This is a genomic window from Gordonia otitidis, assembly GCF_020735545.1.
Taxonomy (GTDB): Bacteria; Actinomycetota; Actinomycetes; order Mycobacteriales; family Mycobacteriaceae; genus Gordonia; species Gordonia otitidis.
In genome coordinates, this window is record NZ_CP085974.1 from 880,460 (window position 1) to 898,658 (window position 18,199).

The following is an 18,199-nucleotide window of genomic DNA, read 5'->3' on the forward strand; positions in this document are numbered from 1 at the left end:
TCCGCCCCATACCCATCAGCGTCCGCACCATGCCGAGTTCGCTGCCGCAAGCAGCTACCGCACCCTGAACTACTTCGTGTCGGGAGCCGTCAAGGGGAGGTCGGCGGGTTACCGGTAAGGTCGACCGCGATAATGAAGTCCAGATACTCTTTCTTCAAGTATCCAGTGCGAGTAGAGAATTCACCTCTTGGCATGAACATGAAGACAAGCTTCATACACTCGACGCCAATTCGGAGTTGTTCCGCGCTGACGACAGGATCGCGCAGCTCCGGTTCGACACGTGTTTCATCGCTTTTCTCGGCGTCGGTGAGGGCTCGCGGGGCCATGTCATCGAGCGGAGCGAGGTAGGTGTCGAGTTGTGATTTGTCGAATCCGAACACGTGCTTGACGTAGGGTCCGGGAACAAGTTCGTGGGCTTCGCGCCAGGCCGAGTGCAGCATTCCTACCTGCTCTAAAGTTAGGCGGATCAACTTTGCATTGTCGGTCATTAGACTCCTTTCAGTTTGTCGAAGTATGCGCGGCCATCGTCTGGGCGGAATGCCGTGCCGGCATCCTGTGACCAGCCGTCGTAGATGACGATGACACCGCGTTGCCCATCCCACCATGCCTCGCGGCCGCGAGGCAGTGTCTTGTGGTCCTGCGGTGGAGCCCAGCGCATCGTTTTGTAAATCATGTTCTCGTAGTCGTTTTGGGTAGTTACACCCGGAATCTGTCCCTCATGCGCTGCCCACGAATGGCTGTTGTAGGCGATGGAATGCGCGTCCTCCATCACATTGTGGTCGTTGGCTACTTTGACGATGCCTTCGATATCGGTGTTGTTCGCTCTGTCGAGCTGCGCCGTCCCGGCTTGATCGGTCCACTGTGTGGTCATCTGATGGCGGACCAGAACAGTATCGGTCTCGGACACGTTGATGCTGCCCCTGATGCCGTTCCCGGTCCGCGTGATCTGAGCTTGATCGGTGACGTCTTTGCCGTTCACCCACACGCCGATCTTGTTGGATGTGGTCTTCGTCGACCCCGTTCCCACGGGCCGGATCGTGTCGTAGAAGTCGACGCGGCCGGTCTTCGGTCCCGTGTTGGTGTATGTCATTTCGTCGGACCCGGTAACGTCGGGTGCTTGTGCGCCTCCCCATGTTCCATTCAGCGGAGCGCTGTGGCCCTCCGAGATGTAGTCAATCCCGTCGGTGATCGGGAAGGGCACTTCGGCGTCAGCCAGCGTCGGTGACGCACGTAATAGCGACCGGACTCCGGGGGAAGGCTGCTCCCGCGATCGCGGCGGCTGCGGCAATGATCCACGCAGCGAGAGGCGCCGTCGGCTCGACAGGTGCTTTCGGTGTGCCTACGGCGGCAGACTCTGGGATAGGAGAACGCCCTCCCGTCTGTGCCGAAGGTGTCGACGTTCGCGGGTTTGGTACTACAGCGGGCTCTCGTTGCTGCAATGGGGCTGGTGCTGACGGCGTCGTCGGGAACTGGTGATCAGACACACCAGGTTGTACCGACGGACGGGCAGGCGGTCCTGGATTGACTCCCGACCTATCAGCGGTTCCCGTTCCTGAGTGTGGCACTGGCACTATCGGGGTGCCGTCTCCCTCGCCCGGGCCTGGTCCGGCGTTCGAACCGACTTGCGGTCGCCCGTGGAGGTGTCGCCGGGAGCGGCTTCTGTCGGGGCAGGGGTGTTCATCGTCGGCGGCGGATTCTAGGTGGGGACGCTGATGCATGGCCAACTCGGCCCGTACTGGGCGCGCAGTTGATCACACAACGCATCGGCATGCGCGGTCGGCGGGACAGTTCCGAGTAGGCCCCCGGCAGGGGTAGCGGCCAGCAGTATCGAACTGCAGACCAGGACCAGCCGCACACGCATTCTGTGCCGTCGTGTCATGCTCGTTCCCTCCTACTTTCAGGTCGTTGTGGCCAAGGAACGGAGTACGCGCGGATGCGAGGTTGTGTCCTTCGGCGCGCGAGGTGGGGTCAGTCCGTCTGGTAGAACTCGCCCTTGGGTAGTTGGGGGCGAGCGTCGTCGGGCCATCCAGAGCCTTTGCTCCACTTCTCGGGGAGGTCTTCCATCTCGTACCAGCGGCCGTGACCAAGCCAGAGCGACCACAGATTCACGTCGGGGAAGTCGTAGTCCATGCGCAGCCACGCCGTTCTCCCGTTCGGCGCGATAGCAGAGAGCCATCCCTTGTCGTGTGGATCAGGTTGGAAATGGAGCGGTTCGTTGAGGAGTTCGTCGAGGTTGTCGACGACGTCGTGCGGATTCACTACGGTGCTTCTCCCTTGGTCGTGGAGGCCGATGTCGTGGAAGTCGTGGCCGGTCTGACTATGGAATTTCTGGAAGGATGCCGCCTTCGGGTAGTTCTTCCGGTGCGCGGCCTCCGGGGAGTTCGTCTGGGCCTCGGGGTGATTCGGGTTGGCCGTCTTCGCCGATGATTCCCTCGTTGTCGCTTGTTGGTCCGGAACCTCCGCGTCCGGGCGAGTGTTCACTGTCATCCGATTGGGGCTGCCAGTTGGTGCCTCCGTGGCCATCATTGTTGGGGCCCTGATATCCGGGGACTCCGTTGCCGTCGGGATCGTCGGGTGTGCACTGCGCGAACGGTGGCGGCTCGGCGGGAGTCGAGTTCTCCGACGGTGCTGCGGCTGGCGGCGGCTCGGGATCAGACACTGCCGGAGGATTAGGCACCGACGTTTGCGGGTCGGACTCTGGCCCAACGGGTTCGCTCTGCTCACCAGCGGGCGGACTGTAGCCTTCCGACTCGGCTGAGGAACTGTCGTCAGTACTTGGGGCTGGCTGTGGTGACTCAGTCTCAGGTGCCAATTGTTCGGGTTCGATCGGCGTCATAGGTGGCGGATTATCTGGGTCGAAACCATATGCGTCGTTGACGGTTCCACGACTGGTCGACGACGTTTTGGCAATGTCCTCGTAGACAGCGTCATCGCTGTCGTCGAGGCCCTTCGCGCGCAGTTTAGCTCGTTTGTGGGCCACCATTTCGTCCCATGTCTTGTTCGGTTCATCTCGCCTAAGGTCTTCTGCGGTGCCGCTGTCGGCCATGAGGTCGCGGGCTTTGGAGCGCAGCGCGTTGCGCATCTCGAACAGGATGCGTGCCCTTGCTTCGACGGGTAGGTCTTCGTCGTCGAGTTGTTCAGAGAGCGCTCGAATAGCTTTGTCGCCGTTGAGGTAGAAGATGCGTGTTTCACGGCCACTCAGGGAATGGTTGGGGTAGAGCGGGAACTGGGGTGTTCCCTCCGGTAGGTCGTCGACGACGAATCGGATTCCCGTGATGTAGCCGTTGGCGTACCGCACACCGTCATGGAGGGCTTGGCGGATCGAAGCCTTGTCGGTCGAATCGGGCAGTGCCGCAACAACTCCGTCGATCATCACCGGAACTGTGTGGGTCGCTTCGTAGTCGGCGAGGATCGTCGCCAGGCGCGCGTCATCGACGGCTTGGGCGGGTGTGATCGATGCCGGGCCGGTCAATATGCTCCGCAACCGTTGAGGTGTGCCTACTGCCAATGCCGCAGCACCGACGAGCAACCACACAGCGGCGGGAATACCCGTTTCCGGCGCATCAGGTGACGCCCGCAACGCCGACACACCCACCGACACACGAGGTCGTCCACCGATAGTCGTCGAGTTCTGGTGATGCTGGGCGGGCTGCGGGGTGTCGCTACGCGTATCGGGATCAGTGGTCGGGGAGGGCGTGGACACGGCCGACGGTTGCGACGGACTCGACATCGGTCGTGACGTCAGAGGGGGCCGGGTCGCTGTTGGGGAAGGTGCACCAGTCTGCGCCTCCGGCTGTGTTTGTGGGGAAGTCGGCGCGATCGGGGTGCCGTCGCCGTCGCCCGGACCGGGCCCGGCGTTCGAACCAACTTGTGGTCCACCCGTAGATGTGTCGCCGGGAGCAATCGCGGTAGGCGCTGGCGTGTTCATCGTCGGCGGCGGACTGTAGGTGGGGACGCTGATGCATGGCCAACTCGGCCCGTACTGGGCGCGCATCTGATCACACAACGCATCCGCATGCGCGGCTGCCGGGGCTTCCACAGCAGAGGCCACGATCAGCATGACGCCGCCCACCCCACTGAGCACAGCTACCAGCACACCAACAGCGATGCGGCGAAAACGGCTGCGCGACCTCCTACACGAGCCGTCGTGTGGGATGGTCACGACTGATGCCGGATCGCGGCGATGAACGCGTCAACTCCGGCCCAAAACCAGCGACCCGCCAACGACAACACCAAGAACAGGGCAAGAAAGACGGGGACCTCTCCCCATCGTTGTGTCCACTCGGTCAGATGCGTCAGACTCAGCAACGAGCATCGCGCAACCAAGCACGAATAGAGCGATCGTTAACGATGAAATCGGCTGCCGTTCTTCGGCATTCGGATCGACATTCTCGTCAGCGGCGGCGTGGCGGGTGGGGGTCATCTCACAGTCTCCCGACAAATTCTGTGCTGGACAACGAGTTACAAGGGGGCAGCGGGGTTTACAGGTAGTGGGGTTGGCCGTACACGTTGATCGTCGTGTCATGTGTCGGTGTGGACACCGCGACCGTCACATACGCTCTCAACGAGACCGGACCTAGACAGCCATCAACTTTGACGTGCACATCATCGAGCTCGGTACCCGCTGTGGATGTCGCCAGCTTCTTCGTTCCGAACGGGATGTCGGCGATCGTGCCCGGCTTCAACGTGGCCGAAATGTTGGGCAGCACTTGGGCTCCCAACACGAGAGCGGGGGGATAGGTGATCGACATCTGCGCTGTCGGCCCCGCCGTCACCCCCAACGTGACACCAGAGGTGACATCGGTGTTGCAGCCCAGCTGCCAACCAGACGACACCGTTCCAGCTGTCACCGCGACCTTCCCCGACCCGGAGATCGATGCTTCACCGTCCAGCGACAAAAAACCCTCTCGGGTCCAGGGGGATTGGTTCAACGGCGGCACACTCCGGATGCGCTCCCCGGCTTTGGTGGCGGTAATCCGCCACCCATCAGCGGTCACCTTCGACACCGACCGATCAGCAAACGAATTCGGGGCGGCCTCAGCGCCACCAGCGACCGCCGACGCGACACCGCCAACCGCTGCAATCGCCACAACCATCGACACCATTGCCCGTACTGCTCGACCCACTATCCACCCCAATCCGACTATGAACACCAATAGTTTGCTGTAGTGAATCGAAAGGTTGTCACACAAACTGTGTGCCCGCAACACCTTCGCCAATTTGACTAGCAGATTTGCAAGCCAATGACCCATTGATTTGCTCGCACAAACCGTGCGCCGCCAACGGGCAGACGGAGCCACGCGTCCAGCTCCGAATGGCAACCACGGGACCGTGGTGTAGGCCCAAACCAGGATGCGACAACCCGCCACGAAGCCGGTTCCCAGAAGGATGCTGGCAGAGTCGGCGCGAGAGTGACACGTAGGGCACTTCCGGGCGCGCGATGGCCGAGCCAGATTTGGCCTTCAGCATTCCAGCAGAACAGGGCCGTCTCTGGTATATTTTCCGGTATGAATTCATACCCTGATGCGCAGAAGGTTGTGGATGACCTCGGCGACAAGCTCCTTGGAGCATTCATTCAGGCAGTCGACGGGGCCGCGGTCGACCTGGAGGCATTCCGCGACGCGTTTCCTACCTGGTTCGTCACCTTCTCCAAACGGTTCGTCGCGAACTTCATCCATGAGCGCATGTGGGACCGAATGGTTCGCGAGGTCACTGACGAATCAGAGGTTCAGATCATCGATCACGAGCCGACTCGGCAGATCATTATTGGTCGGTACGTGATCCGATTCAAGCGCCACCGGACCAACTTGAAGATCAGCACGTATCCGACTTCGGGTGCGTTGGCCTTCTGGACCAATGAGGCCATGATCCCCGGCACAGAGACCCATAGCCTCGCACTCGGCTACCTATGGGATGTCGATGAAGCTGCCGTGAAGGGTGCACTCCTGTCCTACCGCACAGAGGTTGATCGCCCATTGTGGTCGGTCTTGTTGGACGCTAACCCAGTCCAGGCCGCTGGATCGGGTCCTGCTCCAATTGACTGGACACCTCTGGAGCCGAACCTGCCCCAGCTCGATCTTCGCGAGATCGTCGAAGCGGACGAAGATGGGACCGAAAGCGGAGCATGAACAATGTCGGCGACGTGATCATCACGGCCCGCCGAGCTGCTGGGATCACACAAGAAGAACTCGCTGCGCGACTCGGCGTCACTCAGGCTGCGTTGTCGCGATACGAAAACGGTCAGCGCGATGTCGACCCTCCGACGTTGGCTGCACTGGGCCGTGTGCTTGATCTGTCGACAGACTTCTTGACCCATGCGTTCGGTCTACGGGGCGCCATCGCTGCTGATGCGCACATGCGTCGACAGAAGACGGCAAAGGTCAGCGACTGGCGCAGAATCGAGGCTCAGCTCAACCTCATCCGCATGCGATCGGCATTCCTGCTGGCCCGGGTTGGTATGCGGCCGGAGAATCATCTTCCTACCTTCGATCCGCTCGATACGTCGCCCCCCGATGCGGCCCGGCTCGTGCGGGCGCAGTGGAAGTTTCCCATCGGTCCGGTGCGAAACCTGACGGCCTGGGTGGAGTCAGCAGGCATCCTGGTGATCGAATACGACTTCGGGACTCAACGCATCGACGGGATGTCCCAGTGGGCGGCGGACTATCCCGTCGTGATCATCAACAGCACACGGCCAACGCCCCGCAAACGACTCACGCTTGCGCACGAGCTAGGCCATCTGGTGCTCCACAGCGAGTTCGCCACCGAAGATGTCGAACAGCAGGCTAATGAATTTGCTGCCGAACTGCTGATGCCCGAACATGTGATTCGACCTGAACTGACGGCGCTCAAACCGGCCAAACTCCGGGCCATGAAGCGCGTTTGGGGCGTTTCCATGCAAGCCATCTTCGAACGCGCCTACCGGATGGGAATGGTCAGCGCGACTGAACGGACAAGCTTCTATCGCTCGATGAACTCACGCGGCTGGAAGGCCAACGAGCCTGATGACGAGCTAATTCCTCCGGAAACGCCTCGGCTGGCGGAGAGTATCGGTGATGCGTTGGTCACCCGTGGAGGCCTGTCCCGTTCCGAGGTTGCCCGTCTGTGTGGGCGCAGTAGTTCTGCTGAAGAGACAATCTTTCTCTCCCCAGACCGGCGGTTGCGCACCGTGTAGCGCGTACGGAATGCGTCGCACCGAAAAACTGGCTTACTACGGTGTACGTGGACCGCAAAGTGTGGCCGGAAAACTCATCGGAGGAGTCGACATGGCGGCTATCGATCGGATCATTCGCGCTGGCGTCATCGTCGCCGGAATCATTCTTGTTGGCGGGTGCGCGGCAAATTCGCAATCTCTCGACACCGCCGCGCGGGGTTCGTCATCGCACGACGCCAGCACGACAGCACGTACACCATCCTCGACCGCATCGGAGACGCTCTCCTCGTCCACGTCGCTGGACACCTCCGAACTACCCCCAACAGTCCCGTCGTCCACCCACCTCACGCCAGTAGACGTCGTATGTGACCTGGTGGCCAACCCGAACACCAATACTTCAGAACCGGTGGTTGTCATCAAGGGCAGCGTCAATTGTGCGGAAGCACTCGCGGTTGCACGCGACTACTTGGCTGCGATTCATCGTGGAGAACCCGAGGGGCAAGGACTTTTTGCGACGATCCGGGGGTGGGACTGCGCATTGCCGTACGTCCCCGGTCGTAGCCACGCCGACTCCTACCTCCAGTGCACCGACCCTACCGGCGGCAACTCCGTCCGCATCGGCAACTGAGGCAGGAAGCCTGCCCGAGCAGTACTACTGCTTCACGGCGCTGATCGGGAGGGGGTTGCCGTCGCCGTCGGTGCCGATAAGCGTGAGGGTACTGCTGTCGCTGTTCCAGGAGGCTTGGACGGCGAAGCGGTCGTTGCCGTACTGCCACGCCAACTGCTTGGACCCGGTGATGGTGTCGGGGATGCCGGTGGCGGCGCTGGGCTTTCTCGCGCCGATCTGGACGGTGCCGCCGTCGTTCCACGTCCAGGTTCCGCTGGTGGGGACCCAGCTGTTGTCGGTGGCGGTGTAGGTGCCGTCGGCGATGGTGATCTGGAAGGTTTGCGGGCCGGCGGGTTCGCTGGTCACGTTGGGGTTGGTGCTTGGCGATCTGGTGACGGTGATCGTCCAGGTGCCTTGGGCGAACTTCTTGACCGGTTGGGCACCAGGATCGCTTCCGGAGCAGGCAGCAACGATCATCGCACCGGAGGCGAGGGCAGCGTATTTGAAGATGTCGCGGCGGGTGAACCCGATCGAGCGGGCCTGCCGATAGGTGGCGGCGGGCGTGGTCGGCGGCATCATGAGTGTGCTTCTCCGTGCTGTCGGTGACGTGGGTTGAGGAGGCTGACAAGGACACCTCACTCGGCGGTAGTTGTATCACATTTGATACAGACTCGGGTGTGGTCGGCATCGGAGTGTTGTCGGGATGCCCACTCCCGATCCGTTGCCGTCCGATGCCGAGGTTGCGCGCCGCGCTGCGCATCGGCGGGCGTTTGGTGACGTGATCCGTCAGGCACGCGAGGATCGCGGTCTGACTCAGGAGGCCTTAGCTGAACGTGCCGAAGTGTCGCGGCCGACGATCGCCCGGATTGAGGGATCAATCAACACGATCACGCTAGATCGGTTGTGGGCGTTAGCTTCCGCGCTCGACGTGTCAGCTGTCGAACTGATCCGGCAGACCGAACAGATCGCCGGGGAGCGAGAAGTCGACGGGTGACTCGCCACCGCGCGACGGTGTATGGCGGTAGCTCATCTCCGAGGCCCATCCTCGTGGATCAAGGGGCGGTAGGTGGTCGCCGAGGATGGTGTACGCGAGGCCGATGTCGTCGAGTTTGATCGGCAATCGACCGCTGAAGAGTTGGCTGACCCGGTTGCTCGACGGGTTCGCTGAGTAGCGTGCCCGTCGCGCATAAGCCTCGTTGGCCATATCGATCTTGAACAGCGCCAGCCGCATTTCGTACACAAGTCGATGGTGAGTGATCGCGGCAAGCAATCGTGGGGTCCCTTGGAGAATTTCGGCGACGCTCGTGGGTTCGTCGCTGGTCACCGCCACTGCCGACCTGAACTCGACTACAGCACGACGCCCGAAGTCAGTGTCCCTCACACACCACCGGCGAGGCACGAAGCTGGACGGCACTTGTCGGACGCTACCACCAAATCAGGTGTGTATGTGCACTGAGCACCCAGATATCTGTTCAAGGGACAGAACTAGCAAGGTTGATCGGGGAATTAGGACAATCTTCTGTGCGGATCGGCGATTTGGCTGTATCGAAAACGTGTCATGGGTGCCATTCCTGCAACGATTGATCGCGCGAGAGTCATGCACACGAAGGGCCGGAGCCCGGACCGGACATGACGAAGGCCCCCCGCCTTGCCGGGCGGAGGGCCTTCCAAGATCGGTCCCAGTTCACCGCTGGGGCCACCAACACACACCCGCAATGAGAAAGTCAGGAGTGCTGTTTTGAGTGTAGGCCCTTACGGGCCGTGCGACTCATACTATCCGATCTGGTGCGCCGGACCGGTGTGTGAAGCACGGCCCCACCTAGTTCGTTCAGTTCGTCGTCGCCCGGTATCCGATGGTGGCCTCGTAGGTGGGCCACAGTGCGGTGTCCATACCCGACTCCAACTGTGCCAGGGTCGCGGCGTCGCAGAACCGCAGCCCTGCCAGCGCGCGGCTGATAGTGGCGTGATTGATGCCTACTCGTTTCGCGAGGGTCCGCAGCCCGATCCCCTCCGCATCGAGAGCGGCACGCAGGTTGCGGGCGAACAGTTGAGCGGCCTGCACCTGGACGGGCGCGTCAGCACGCAACGACGCCTCCGGCCACACGCCAGCAGCGACGTACTCAATTGGGGCTCGTGGGTGTGTGGAAACCACAACCAAAGCCTACCGCCGTGGCGTGTCGACGCGGAAAATGTCATACCCATGATCCATCATGGTGCCCATGAGCACCATGCGGCGGAGTGTGGCGGTGACCGGTGGTAACCGGCCATCAACTCTGCCTCGCGTTGCGGTGGTCGATCGTGGGTGACGAACGCCTGGCGACCATCGCGGATGCTGTGCTCGACGCGTGGAACAGTGCCGCCGACACGGGTGCGATGTCACAACAGACAGTCACCAAGTTCTCGTTGCTGGTGAACCGCTTCTGCCGCTTCGCCACCGCGCACGGTATCGAGTCGATCAACGACATCACCACAACCGTCGTCGAGGACTTCGTCCACGCTCGGGGCCGTGACCGCTCGGGTGAACGTGTCGAACCTTCGTTGGCCACCAAACACATTCGGCTATCCACACTCCGGGTGTTCTTCCGTACCGCACGCTCACTCGGCATCGGCTGCGACGACCCGACAGCGGTCATCGACTTGCCCGGCCGTGGTCGACCCGGGCATCGACGGGCGCTGACCCCAGACGAAGCTCAACTCGTACGGTTCTTCGCCGACCTCGGTGCGCACAAACGACACTCGTCGACAGTCGCATTGTTGCTGGCGGGTGCGCGGATAGGCGAAATTGGACACCTCACCGTCGGCGACATCGACGCCAACAAGAAGGCCGCGCGCCTGCCCGGTTCGGTCAAGTACGCCCAGCGCGTCGTGCCGCTTGACGATCACGCCGCCATGGTGCTCAAGGCGCGTATTGCCCATCTCGGAGGTGACCCGCGACAACCGTTGTGCGATACAGGAACTGGATCAGACGCGGCGCGCCAAGCACGAGTGGGGATGACCGTGGGAGCCGTCCTGCGCGCTGCTGGGCTGTCGGTCGACCCCGCGATCACGCCAACATCGTTGACCGCCTACGCCGGAGCGCAGGCCTTCGGGCAAACCGGCCTGATCGAAGACGCCGCCCGTGTCATGGGTGCCCGTTCCCTCGACAGTGCCGCTACGCTGATCGGCTTCGACTGGCAGGACCCCTCGCTGTGACCAAGCGATCACGGGCCAAGGCCAGAAATAATGCGCGCAGGTCCACACACGCGCGCAAGAACAGTGTTGTTGCTACTGCGAAAGCTGCTCTACGTAATTCGCAGCGCCCGAGCACAACTGGGCGCAACAAAGCGCTCACCGAGATCGCACTCGTCGAGGCCGTCGCCGACTCGGACGTTGTCTACGCGATTGGCGCGGCGCTTCCACCGAAACCCGAGGGATCGCCGGGGCAGGATCGCTACTACCCGGAAGTCCTCGTCGTCTTCTACGCGGCGTTTGCGGGAGGTGCCGGGACCTGGCGTAAGGGCGCAGCCATCATGGAAGAACCCGCCTACTGGGAGATCATTCGCCACTTCGCCGCACAACGTGGCGTCGACCTATGGGAGCGTCCACCGCTGCGATGCAACTGCGAAGATGCCCGCGATCGTATCTGCCCGAAACCGCCAAAATCAGACTCCTCGTCGGACACGAAGAAGCGACGGGCATCACCGATACTCGAAGAAATCCGGGCCGTCTTCAGATCCGAATCATGCGCAATGGCTAAGCGGCACGGTTGCTTTGATCCGAATCTGCACTCCACCGCCCGGCCCGCACGCCCCAACACGGTGTGCACGGACGGAAAAGTGAAGGCGACCATTGTCAATCCCGCCACCGTGGAGAAACGTCGAAAAAGCGGCCAGACCATCGACGGCGTCCTCCATCAGCAGGGCGGTGACGACGGAACTCCCAAGCACGGCATGAAGTTCTGCCACAGTTGTGTCCGGCCGGACCTCAAACGCAACTCGCGCATCATCATTGACATGCAGTATGTCCCCATTTCCGGCTACGGCGGGGAGGCAGGCTTAGCCGTCGCATCGCTCACCGAACTCGCGCAGACCGAACCCGGCGCCGATACTGTCTGCTACGACGGCGCGATGCGCGGAATGCACCTGCAACCCCTTGCTGACAGCGGCTATCTGGTGTTTTCGCCACCCCACGGCACCACCGCGAAGCCCCACCCACTCGAACTCACCGACGGCAGCTGCACCTGCGGTACTCGCCACCAGCTGTACACCGAGGACGGTCATGTCGCAGTGCGGACCATTGACGAGGATGGCACCGTATCGATGCAACGCTGCCCATCGAAACCGCCCGTCCGCCAGCACCGGGCATCGGCGAACCGCTACGACTGGTATGTGGTGATCACCCTGCCCTGTGGGAGCAGCAACCGATTGCGGATCAACGAACCAGCCCGCGACGGCGCGCCACTCCGGATCGAACGTCTACGGCAGTCGGCCCGCGACGATGAAGACCCCGGCGACCACTACAGGCAGCACTATGGCCGCAGGGAAGACGCTGAGTCCATCAACAACATCATCGAACGTACGTTTCGAGGTGGGCGGGCAATCTCGTACACCATCGACCGGGAATTCCTCGCCATGATCGGGCATGCCATCGCCCGCAACGCCATCGCCGACGCCCTCTGGAAACACGACGACGTCCCAGCCGATCCTCCCGCGATCGCTTGACCTCGCGAAACCTGTCACATCTCCGATCGACCAAGGCGATACTCGAACCCCAGAACACCACCTCGCCGCGAGCCCCGCACCCACCTCCAGTGCAGGGGCGCTGCGATATGCGCGTAGATCGGTGACGTAGACTCCCGATGTCGGTCACCACGCCACAACGCGGTGACCGAGTGGGCTGAAACGGACATCAACACGCAGAATCTTCCCCGGGAAAATTACGTCCAAGGAATTTCCGCCACAATGTCCGCCAGTCCCCGCCTCAGTAGCTCAGGGGATAGAGCATTCCTCTCCTAAAGGAAGGGTCGCAGGTTCGAATCCTGCCTGGGGCACTGTGACATCCTTGTCGGCCTCGCACTCTCAGCAGAGCGACTTCGACGCATCGACGAACACTGATACCTCCTTGTCGCTCGCAGCCCTGTGCAGTTGGGCCTGCAGGAGCGCGGCAGCGTACTTCTTCGCACTGTCCTGCCCACTGCTCGCACCCACTCGACAGACCGCGTCGCCCAGTGACGCCGCAGCGCTCGGGTCGATCTCGAGTCCACCCTCCCTCAGCTTCCGCTCGAACGCGGACTGCTGGGCCGGCTGCGGAGGCGCGACGGACTCCACCGACCCGTTCGTGGGCAGTTCGGCGGGTCGCGTTGCCTGCGGTTGTGCGCTCGGCTTCGGGGCAGCGGGCGTCGTCGACGGGCCCGCAGACTTCTCCACAGAGCTCGTCGTCGCCGCTGAGCTCGACGCTGCCGTTGAGCTCGACGCCGTCGCGGCCGACCTGTCGCCGGAGGCGGAGGTGTCGTCGGTCCCGCATGCGGCGACCAGACCGGCGCAGGCCAGCCCGAGCATCACCGCCGAGATACGACGACGGCGAGCAACATGACGCTCAGACACGGAAGAACCCCCTGTTCAGAGCATTCCACACGGCGTCCTGCCAGTAGGGCCAGTCGTGCAGGCCTTGGACCGGGAAGTCGGTCATCGTGGGCAGCCGGTTGACCATGGTCTGGACGTCGAAGACATGCGTCAATGCGGACGAGAGCAGTTCGAGCGGCGCCCCTTGGAGAATCAACGCCGGGTTGGCGAGCAACGCCTGTGGCGTCGCGGTGTAGCCCGGTATCCCACTGCCGGTGAAGATGAAGGTACGGATCCCGTGCAGCTTGTTCACCTGGACGAACGGATCGTTGTCGAGCCATCGGGTGCTCCACGGCGGGCCCCACATCGCGTCGGCGTTCATCGCGGGCGTACCACCGTCGAGCATCGGGAAGATCATTGCGGCGCGGATCGCTTCACGCATACCGGGCGCAGACAGGTTGAGCATGCCCGACAGCGATCCCGCCGCGTCGAAGTCGCGATGGTTGTTGGCCGCTGTGATCAACGCCGAGCTGCCACTCATCGACAATCCCATGATCGCGTAATGCCCTGACGGACCACGTAATCCGCGTTGGTCCATCGCTGCGACAAGGCTCTTGTTGATCACGCAGCCCCACTTGTAGGTGTAGCCCTGGTTGCTGAAGTTGTCCGGCGCGTTCCAGTCGGTGTAGAAGCTCATGTATCCGCCGACCGGCTGTACGACGTTGACCCCGTGATCAGCCAATTGCGCGACGTTGGTGTTGTGCTCCCACCCGCTGACGTCGTTGGTCGCCCGCAAGCCGTCGAGCATCACGACGGTCTTCTTGTTCTGCGGACGCGTCCACGCGCGCACCTTGACCGTCCCGGCCGGACCCCCCGGACTCTGCGTCGGCATGCCACACCCGTTGATCCACCAGGTCTGAGCCGCAGGCGCCGCGTGCGCCGTACCCTCCCCGACCGCGACGACACCTCCGACAGTCATGACGGCCACTGCCGCCACCCCCAACCGACGTCCCATACGTCTGAGCCCTGACCCCGGCCACCAACGGCGCGAAGCTCCCACCTACATCACTCCTCGAACCTGGTTTCAACACCGAGAATCCACGCACCAGGCAACGCGGACCACGCAGAGTTGATCGAGCGACCAAGACCGATCGTTACCCCGGCAAACGGAGTGAGCTGAGAGCATCGGATTCCGAAAGGTTTTGTACATCAAGAGAAGTCGCCGTTGTGAGTCTCGTCATAGGCGAACTCCCAGGTCGCTTCCGGGCGACTCACAGGAGGACATTTCGGAATGAACAGATCCTGAGAGGTGGCGCACCGCAGCCTGAGAGATCGTGACCGATTCTCACAGGTGCGTCAGCCGAGTTGCGTGGGATCCAGGGGTACACAAATGCCCCCGAGGATCCCACGCAACACGATTACCCGTCAGATGCGCGGGACGCCGGCGTCGATGAGGTCGCGCACCACCTCTTCGGGTTCGGTACGCAACTCGACGGCGGTGCAGCGGAGCTCACGTCGGTCTCGAGCAACCAACCGGCGCTGTCGCCGCAGGTCGTCTTCCCAGGACGAGTGGGTGCGATGAAATGCACCGTCGACCTCGAGCACCAGTGTCGATCCGTCGGGCAGATCCCATTCGGCGTCGGTGTACCGAGTCCGACCCGCGCTGTCGGTGCGACGCCGCTGACGCACCGGTGGTTGTAGCGAGTACTCGCGGCACGTCCTGACCAGGTCGATCTCGGCCATCGACTCGGACCCGCCCGAGATGTCGTCGAGGAAGCCGCGCAGCAGGGGCTTGTGGCGCAGGCGCGGAAGCTTGTCGCACCACGTGAGCAGCGCCTCGGCCGTGGTCAGCCGCTGCTGCACGACCGCGGCGACGAGCCCGCCGGCCGATCGTGCCGACCGGTGCTCACCCCACGACCCTGCAGCGAGCGCAGAAGCCAGCGTGAGCGCTGCGGGCTCGACACGCAGTGTCGCCCTCCCCGCCCGCTCGACCGACAGCGCGGTCAGGTCATGGCGCGTGCGCACATAGGTGATTCCCTCCGGCGGGGTCCTGGCACTGCGATCGCCTGCTCCGACGAAGAATACGACCGGACCCTCGGACCAACCCCTCAGGCCGTGCACCTCCAGAGCCGCGCGACCTGCGAGAGATGTTGCGCCGCAAGAGTACAACGCGCCGATACCGACTCGTTGTGCCTCCGTGGGGACTCCCGGAGCGAGCATGACGACCCTCGCACCGAAGGCCTGCCACTCACCGTTTGCTATGCGCCGCCGTACGGATCGCTTGTCCACTCCTGCATCCGCGAGCTGCGCACGCGTGACGATGTTGTCCTGTCGACGCGCGAGCGCGACCCACCCCTTGTCCGGTTGCACCGGTACAGGATGTAGGAAATGCCGAGAGGCGTCGGAAATCCATCCACAGGCTCAGTTGTGTGGGATCCAGGGGTACACAAATGCCCCCGAGGATCCCACGCAACTGCAGACCCGACGCTCAGGCGAGCTGCGACCGCAGGTTGCCGTCGGTCTGCTTGATCGCCTGCCCGACGAACGGCTCCAGGATGGCCCCGAGCGCGCGGCCGCCGAGTCCGCCGGGCAACTTGTATTCGAACTCGACCTGCACCTCGGTGCCGCCCTCCGTGTCGGCGAAACGCCAGGTGGTGTTCGCCGGGAAACCGTCGACAGAGACGAGCCTGATCAGCTCGCCCTCGACCCACTCCTGGGTCTCCACGGTGGACTTCAACGTCTTCGGACCGACGTTCATCTCGGCAGCGAACGTGGCACCGAGCCCCGACGTGTGCTCGGTAACGGGATCGAACCGGGTGATCCCGAACATGTAGTGCGGCACGTTGGCGTAGGTGTTCACGTACTCGAAGACGGTCTGACGTGGCACGTCGATGGTGGCCGTGTGGCTGACCCCGGGCATCTGCACTCCTCGTGTTGTTCCGCCTGGACGGCGGTGGACGCACTACGCCTACTGTTCCATTACCCGGTGTCGACGTCGACCACCGGGTAGGCGTTTGAGGAAGTCAGTCGCCGAGGTCCATCGAGATCCGACGGAGCAGATCGACGAGTTGTCCGCGCTCGTCAGCACTCAACGGCGCGAGTACGTCGGCGTCGTCGGCCAGCCTGTTGGGAAGCTCGGCGTCGACCAACGCTCGCCCCTCGGCGGTGAGTTCGAGGAGCACCACGCGCCCGTCGCGCTCGGACCTGCGACGTTCGAGTAGCCCGCGTCGGGAGAGCGTCTCACTGATCTTGGTGATCGACGCCCCGCTCAGCATCGTCGTCGAGACCACCTCGCTGGCGCGGAGTGGACGATCAGACCTGGCCAGGGCACCGAGCACGTCGAACTCCGACCGCCCGATTCCGTGCGCCTCGAGTTTTCGGTCGAGGCGATGATTCGACACCGTGGCGATCCGCTGTATTCGGCCCAGGATGGCAATCGGCGCGACGTCGAGATCCGGATACGACTGCGCCCACTCCGCCTCGATCCGGTCGACCAGATCGCGGCCGGGCCGGGAGTCGGGGGTGGAGCTGTTCACGTGACGATGATAACCATCGCCTGACATTATTTCACTACTAAAATAGTGATAAAGTATTGGGATGCAGCGCTCACTCCTCACTCCCTACATCCGCACCAGCGGCGCAGCCCTGCAGCACGCCGTGACGCCGACGACCTGGCGAGACGCGCTCCGTGTCGACTTCAGCCGAGCAGGGGTGGCGGCCCCGCTGCGGGTCGGCGTGGCCGTGGGAGTCGTGTTGGTCGTGGGCGCACTGCTCGGTTACCGCGACCTGGCGGGACTCGCCGCCCTCGGCGCACTCGTCTCCGCCTTCTGTCGTCCCGACCCCTACCCCGTCCGAGCTCCCCGTCTCGTCGCACTCGGGATCGGGATCTGCGTGGCGATCGCCGTCGGCGCGACCATGGGCGTGTACGCGAACTCGATCGCCGCAGAGATCACCGTGACCGCATTGCTGGCAGGCATCGCGTGCTACTTCGTGTCCGCACTGCGCATCGTCGGACCCGGCGCCGTCATCTTCGTGTTCGCGTCGACCGGCGCGGCGGGCTTCGCACACGACGCAGAAGACATCGGACGCGCGGTGCTGGCCGCGGCGATCGGTGCCGTCATCGGCATCGTCATCGCGCTGGCGCCGTGGCTGCGCACCTGGGTCATGGTACGCGTGGGTGGCACGCGGGCCGCCTCGACCGAGACGGCCCGCCGCGAGTCACTGTGGGTGACCCTCGCGGGCGGGCACGCGCCGGCCAACCGGCGCCATCTCGCCGTGACCGCAGTGCGCATCGCCGTCGCCGCGGCGCTCGCCGCGATCATCGCGGTCGCCGCACACCTCGATCATCCGATGTGGGCCGCGATGGGTGCCGTGGCCGCGATGCAGGGCGTCGAGTATCACCTCACCGTCCGACGCGGCGTACAGCGTCTGCTCGGCAACCTCGGTGGTGCACTCATCGCGGGACTACTCCTCGCCATCCCCCTCGGCTACTGGGGCGCAATCGTCGGCATCATCATCTTCCAGGTGCTCGCCGAGATCCTGTCGACGGTCAACTACGCGTTGTGCTCACTCGCGGTCACCCCGATGGCACTGCTGCTCACGGGGCTGAGCGCAGGACTGAGCCCCGACGCCGCAATCGACCGCGTCCTCGACACCGCGATCGGCATCGTCGTCGGCATCGTGGTGGCAGCGCTGACGATCCGCGCACACGACCTCGCGGCGCTTCGCGGACCCCGCACGCACACGTCGTAGCGATCTGTTCGGAGTGCGCGCCATTGTGAAGCGTGTTTTCACGGGCGTCACACGGAGGCAATGACCTGGGTACGTCGTGCTCATAGCGTCGTATCGCTTGATCAACGACACTCACTCTTCGGGGCCATCCGGCCACGGCGGACGCAGACG

General features: G+C 63.2%; 20 protein-coding genes and 1 tRNA gene. 8 read left to right on the top strand and 13 right to left on the bottom strand.

The annotated features are described in order from the left end of the window. Nucleotides 1-89: 89 nt before the first annotated feature. The 5 genes from LK459_RS03900 to LK459_RS03920 form a co-directional block, all read right to left on the bottom strand. A complete protein-coding gene (locus LK459_RS03900) occupies nt 90-488 on the bottom strand; it encodes a hypothetical protein (RefSeq protein WP_227921914.1) in 399 nt (132 codons plus the stop codon). Next, nucleotides 488-1,201: a hypothetical protein gene (locus LK459_RS03905; protein ID WP_227921916.1), complete on the bottom strand. Its 714-nt coding sequence runs from the start codon at nt 1,199-1,201 to the stop codon at nt 488-490. The genes LK459_RS03900 and LK459_RS03905 overlap by 1 nt, the downstream gene beginning before the upstream one ends. Before the next feature lie 767 nt (nt 1,202-1,968). After that, complete coding sequence (locus tag LK459_RS03910) at nt 1,969-2,259, bottom strand: hypothetical protein (RefSeq protein ID WP_227921917.1); 291 nt, start codon at nt 2,257-2,259, stop codon at nt 1,969-1,971. A gap of 58 nt (nt 2,260-2,317) precedes the next feature. Next, nucleotides 2,318-3,730 (bottom strand): hypothetical protein, encoded by a 1,413-nt coding sequence (locus LK459_RS03915; protein WP_227921919.1) that lies wholly within the window; start codon nt 3,728-3,730, stop codon nt 2,318-2,320. 751 nt (nt 3,731-4,481) lie between these two features. Next, nucleotides 4,482-5,300 carry an MspA family porin gene (locus LK459_RS03920; RefSeq protein ID WP_227921921.1) on the bottom strand — a complete coding sequence of 273 codons (819 nt, stop codon included), beginning with the start codon at nt 5,298-5,300 and terminating at the stop codon, nt 4,482-4,484. A gap of 207 nt (nt 5,301-5,507) precedes the next feature. On the opposite strand from LK459_RS03920, the gene LK459_RS03925 reads away from it, so the two are divergent. The 3 genes from LK459_RS03925 to LK459_RS03935 all read left to right on the top strand — a co-directional run bounded on the left by LK459_RS03925 (nt 5,508) and on the right by LK459_RS03935 (nt 7,778). Continuing rightward, nucleotides 5,508-6,128, top strand: coding sequence for a hypothetical protein (locus LK459_RS03925; protein ID WP_227921922.1), 621 nt, complete (start codon nt 5,508-5,510; stop codon nt 6,126-6,128). Next, nucleotides 6,125-7,171: a helix-turn-helix domain-containing protein gene (locus LK459_RS03930; protein ID WP_227921923.1), complete on the top strand. Its 1,047-nt coding sequence runs from the start codon at nt 6,125-6,127 to the stop codon at nt 7,169-7,171. The genes LK459_RS03925 and LK459_RS03930 overlap by 4 nt, the downstream gene beginning before the upstream one ends. 91 nt (nt 7,172-7,262) lie before the next feature. Beyond that, nucleotides 7,263-7,778: a hypothetical protein gene (locus LK459_RS03935; RefSeq protein ID WP_227921924.1), complete on the top strand. Its 516-nt coding sequence runs from the start codon at nt 7,263-7,265 to the stop codon at nt 7,776-7,778. Nucleotides 7,779-7,802: 24 nt separating this feature from the next. On the opposite strand, the gene LK459_RS23135 is transcribed toward LK459_RS03935, so the two are convergent. Further along, nucleotides 7,803-8,336, bottom strand: coding sequence for a hypothetical protein (locus LK459_RS23135; protein WP_265416855.1), 534 nt, complete (start codon nt 8,334-8,336; stop codon nt 7,803-7,805). Nucleotides 8,337-8,460: 124 nt separating this feature from the next. Between LK459_RS23135 and LK459_RS03945 the strand changes: the two genes are divergently transcribed. Continuing rightward, entirely contained in the window at nt 8,461-8,751 is a 291-nt protein-coding gene (locus LK459_RS03945; protein ID WP_227921925.1) for a helix-turn-helix domain-containing protein, read from the top strand. On the opposite strand, the gene LK459_RS03950 is transcribed toward LK459_RS03945, so the two are convergent. Together LK459_RS03950 and LK459_RS03955 are read right to left on the bottom strand one after the other, a co-directional pair. Beyond that, entirely contained in the window at nt 8,689-9,081 is a 393-nt protein-coding gene (locus LK459_RS03950; RefSeq protein WP_227921926.1) for a hypothetical protein, read from the bottom strand. The two genes, LK459_RS03945 and LK459_RS03950, sit on opposite strands and share 63 nt — an antisense overlap. A gap of 504 nt (nt 9,082-9,585) precedes the next feature. Beyond that, nucleotides 9,586-9,909: a helix-turn-helix domain-containing protein gene (locus tag LK459_RS03955; RefSeq protein ID WP_227921927.1), complete on the bottom strand. Its 324-nt coding sequence runs from the start codon at nt 9,907-9,909 to the stop codon at nt 9,586-9,588. 146 nt (nt 9,910-10,055) lie between these two features. Between LK459_RS03955 and LK459_RS03960 the strand changes: the two genes are divergently transcribed. The 3 genes from LK459_RS03960 to LK459_RS03970 all read left to right on the top strand — a co-directional run bounded on the left by LK459_RS03960 (nt 10,056) and on the right by LK459_RS03970 (nt 12,786). After that, nucleotides 10,056-10,949 (top strand): tyrosine-type recombinase/integrase, encoded by an 894-nt coding sequence (locus tag LK459_RS03960; protein ID WP_227921928.1) that lies wholly within the window; start codon nt 10,056-10,058, stop codon nt 10,947-10,949. 317 nt (nt 10,950-11,266) lie between these two features. Next, nucleotides 11,267-12,457 (top strand): hypothetical protein, encoded by a 1,191-nt coding sequence (locus LK459_RS03965; protein WP_227921930.1) that lies wholly within the window; start codon nt 11,267-11,269, stop codon nt 12,455-12,457. Nucleotides 12,458-12,713: 256 nt separating this feature from the next. Beyond that, nucleotides 12,714-12,786 (top strand) — tRNA-Arg (locus LK459_RS03970). A 28-nt stretch (nt 12,787-12,814) separates the two neighbouring features. Here LK459_RS03970 and LK459_RS03975 read toward each other — a convergent pair. The 5 genes from LK459_RS03975 to LK459_RS03995 form a co-directional block, all read right to left on the bottom strand. After that, nucleotides 12,815-13,339 (bottom strand): hypothetical protein, encoded by a 525-nt coding sequence (locus tag LK459_RS03975; protein ID WP_227921932.1) that lies wholly within the window; start codon nt 13,337-13,339, stop codon nt 12,815-12,817. Beyond that, nucleotides 13,332-14,312, bottom strand: a complete 981-nt coding sequence (locus LK459_RS03980) for an alpha/beta hydrolase (protein ID WP_007240702.1) — start codon at nt 14,310-14,312, stop codon at nt 13,332-13,334. Before LK459_RS03980 ends, LK459_RS03975 begins: the two co-directional genes overlap by 8 nt. A gap of 410 nt (nt 14,313-14,722) precedes the next feature. Further along, nucleotides 14,723-15,667 (bottom strand): type IV toxin-antitoxin system AbiEi family antitoxin domain-containing protein, encoded by a 945-nt coding sequence (locus LK459_RS03985; RefSeq protein ID WP_007240701.1) that lies wholly within the window; start codon nt 15,665-15,667, stop codon nt 14,723-14,725. 118 nt (nt 15,668-15,785) lie between these two features. Then, nucleotides 15,786-16,217, bottom strand: coding sequence for an SRPBCC family protein (locus tag LK459_RS03990; protein ID WP_007240700.1), 432 nt, complete (start codon nt 16,215-16,217; stop codon nt 15,786-15,788). Between the two features lie 103 nt (nt 16,218-16,320). Continuing rightward, nucleotides 16,321-16,860: a MarR family winged helix-turn-helix transcriptional regulator gene (locus LK459_RS03995; protein ID WP_007240699.1), complete on the bottom strand. Its 540-nt coding sequence runs from the start codon at nt 16,858-16,860 to the stop codon at nt 16,321-16,323. A gap of 34 nt (nt 16,861-16,894) precedes the next feature. Between LK459_RS03995 and LK459_RS04000 the strand changes: the two genes are divergently transcribed. After that, nucleotides 16,895-18,049, top strand: coding sequence for an FUSC family protein (locus LK459_RS04000; RefSeq protein WP_227921934.1), 1,155 nt, complete (start codon nt 16,895-16,897; stop codon nt 18,047-18,049). Nucleotides 18,050-18,199 lie beyond the last annotated feature (150 nt).